The organism is Neobacillus piezotolerans, from assembly GCF_003362805.1.
GTDB classification, from domain to species: Bacteria; Bacillota; Bacilli; order Bacillales; family Cytobacillaceae; genus Bacillus_D; species Bacillus_D piezotolerans.
The window spans coordinates 1-2,567 of record NZ_QNQT01000027.1; the positions used below are offsets into that span (position 1 = coordinate 1).

A 2,567-nucleotide genomic window follows, 5' to 3' on the forward strand; every position below is an offset into this window, starting at 1 on the left:
GTTTTTAAGGAAGTTTCTTTTCCTAATTATTTAGCTTTGAATTTTTTGTGTGTTATAACTTTTATATATTTGTTTTTGAGTAATTTATTGGGATTATTTCCTTTTATTTTTACTAGAACAGCTCATCCGTTTATTACATTAGGTTTAGGATTAGTATTTTGAATATCCTTTTTTTTAATAGGATTTACTTGTAAATTTAAGGAAAGATGTGCTCATTTGGTTCCAGAAGGTTGACCTTTTTTATTATCTCCTTTAATAGTAATAATTGAAAGAGTAAGACATTTAATTCGTCCTTTTACTTTATCTATTCGATTAGCTGCTAATATAATAGCGGGACACTTAATTATTGGTTTATTATCTAGAATTAGAATAATTAGTGTGTTTGGGTTTTTTGGTTCTTTATTATTACAGAATATGTTATTTGTATTGGAATTTGGTGTGAGAATTATTCAAGGATTTGTATTTAGAATTTTGTTGTTATTATATGCTTTAGAATATTATTAACTTTTGGAAAAGCATTTTCATCCTTTTCATATAGTGAATATATCTCCTTGACCATTAGTAGTAGGCTTTGGGGCTTTATTTATAGTAGTTGGAATAATTAAGATATTTATATTTTATGATGTAAGTTTATTGATATTATCTTTTATAATATTGTTTGTAGTGGCTATGTTATGGTGACGAGATGTAATTCGAGAAAGAACCTTTCAGGGATTCCACTCAAGAGTGGTATTGAAGGGGTTGATAGTTGGGATAATTTTATTTATTGTAAGAGAAATTTTTTTTTTTTTTCTTTTTTTTGAGCTTTTTTTCATTCTAGACTTAGTCCTACAATTGAATTAGGGTCTTATTGGCCTCCTATGGGTATTCATCCTTTTAATTCTTTTCAAGTACCTTTATTAAATACTGTAATTTTACTTTCTTCAGGTGTTAGAGTAACTTGGGCTCATCAGCTTATTTTGAAGGAAGATTGATATGGGGTTAGGGTTTCTTTAATAATGACTTGGTTATTAGGGTTGTATTTTTTGATATTGCAGGGATTTGAATATTATATGTCTTCTACTAGAATTAGAGATTCTGTTTTTGGATCTACTTTTTTTATGTCTACTGGTTTTCATGGATTTCATGTTATTGTTGGTACTTTATTTTTATTTATTATTTGAATTCGTTTTTTAGGTGGACATTTTTCTGGTAGACATCACTTTGGGTTTGAAGCTGCAGTTTGGTATTGACATTTTGTAGATGTAGTTTGATTATTTTTATTTTCTGTTGTTTATTGATGAGGTGGATAAATGTTATTTAATGTGATATATTAGTATTACAGTATGTTTAATTTCCAATTAAAAGGAGAATTTATTATGTTTTTTATTTTATTTGGATCTTTATTTTTAGTTGGTGTGGTATATTTTTTGTTTTTAATTGTTTTTTATAAAAGAGATTATTATATAGAGATTTTAAGATGTTATGAGTGTGGATTTGATCCTCATTCGTCTACTCGATTATTTTTTTCTTATCGTTTTTTTTTAATTTCTATTTTATTTATTATTTTTGACGTCGAAATTTCTTTAATGCTTCCTGTTCCTTTTTTATTTAGAGAAATAGGTTTAGTCGTTTTTTTTTTATTTATTTTTATTTTATTATTGGGATTGGTATACGAATATTTTTATGGTTCTTTAGATTGATTAGATTATTATGAGGTTAAGGGAGATAAAGTGGTATAATAATATAATTGAATATTATATTTAAGGCTTAAACTTAATGCACTTGTTCTGCCAATTAGATTTTTAAGGAGCTGTAATAGCGTTTTTATTGTTAATGAAATGAAGTAAGGAAGTTTTTAATTGATTTGCAATCAGTTTATATGGTAACATACGATAAGTTTATTTGAAAGCTGCTAACTTTTAATATAGCGATTAGCTACTTTGTAATGAGCTTGAAGGCAGCTTAATTTCGACTTAAGTAAAGGATAATATAGTGAAGTTCACGTCATTATTTCATGATGGAGATGTATAGTTTTCTTTATCTTCAGTAAAGTGTTTTAAATAAACTATATAAATAAGATATAATTATAATAGGGATTATTGAAATTAGTAATAAGGTTGTTAAGATGGATAGGTTTTTTGATTCTGGTAATTTTGTTATTTTTTTATTTGTTAAAAATAGATTATAAGGACCATAAATTTCTTGTCAGTTTTTATCGTTCTTATTATAAATATTTATTAAAGGGGAGAATAAAACTGTTATTTTTGTTGATATGAAGTGAATAGATCATAAAGCAATAGAATATAATCCTAAAAAGATATATAATTTATTTTTAAATGTAAGTAGTATTCCTATTATAAATCCAATTAGTAGGGTAATTAAAATAATTCTAATATATGTATTTGGAAAAAATAGTATTTGTTCTGGGTTTATTATTCATAATAATAATGATCCTATTGAAACAGCTATAGGTCTTATAACTAAAATGGGGATGTTTGAATATATAGAGCAGTGATTATTTAAGTCTGGTTTAGATTTATTTGTAAATTTGTTTGATAAATTTATTATTCGAATTGAATAAGATG

Annotated in this window: 1 protein-coding gene and 2 pseudogenes; all 3 read left to right on the forward strand. The window is 25.2% G+C overall.

Features of this window, described 5'->3' with window-relative positions:
* Window positions 1–246 precede the first annotated feature (246 nt).
* Window positions 247–504, forward strand: a pseudogene (locus tag DRW41_RS23945) (F0F1 ATP synthase subunit A); the annotation flags it as partial.
* A gap of 186 nt (window positions 505–690) precedes the next feature.
* Window positions 691–1,163 (forward strand): annotated as a pseudogene (locus tag DRW41_RS23950) (cytochrome c oxidase subunit 3).
* A gap of 195 nt (window positions 1,164–1,358) precedes the next feature.
* A complete protein-coding gene (gene ndhC, locus DRW41_RS23955; protein ID WP_181884681.1) occupies window positions 1,359–1,682 on the forward strand; it encodes an NADH-quinone oxidoreductase subunit A in 324 nt (107 codons plus the stop codon).
* Window positions 1,683–2,567: the final 885 nt, after the last annotated feature.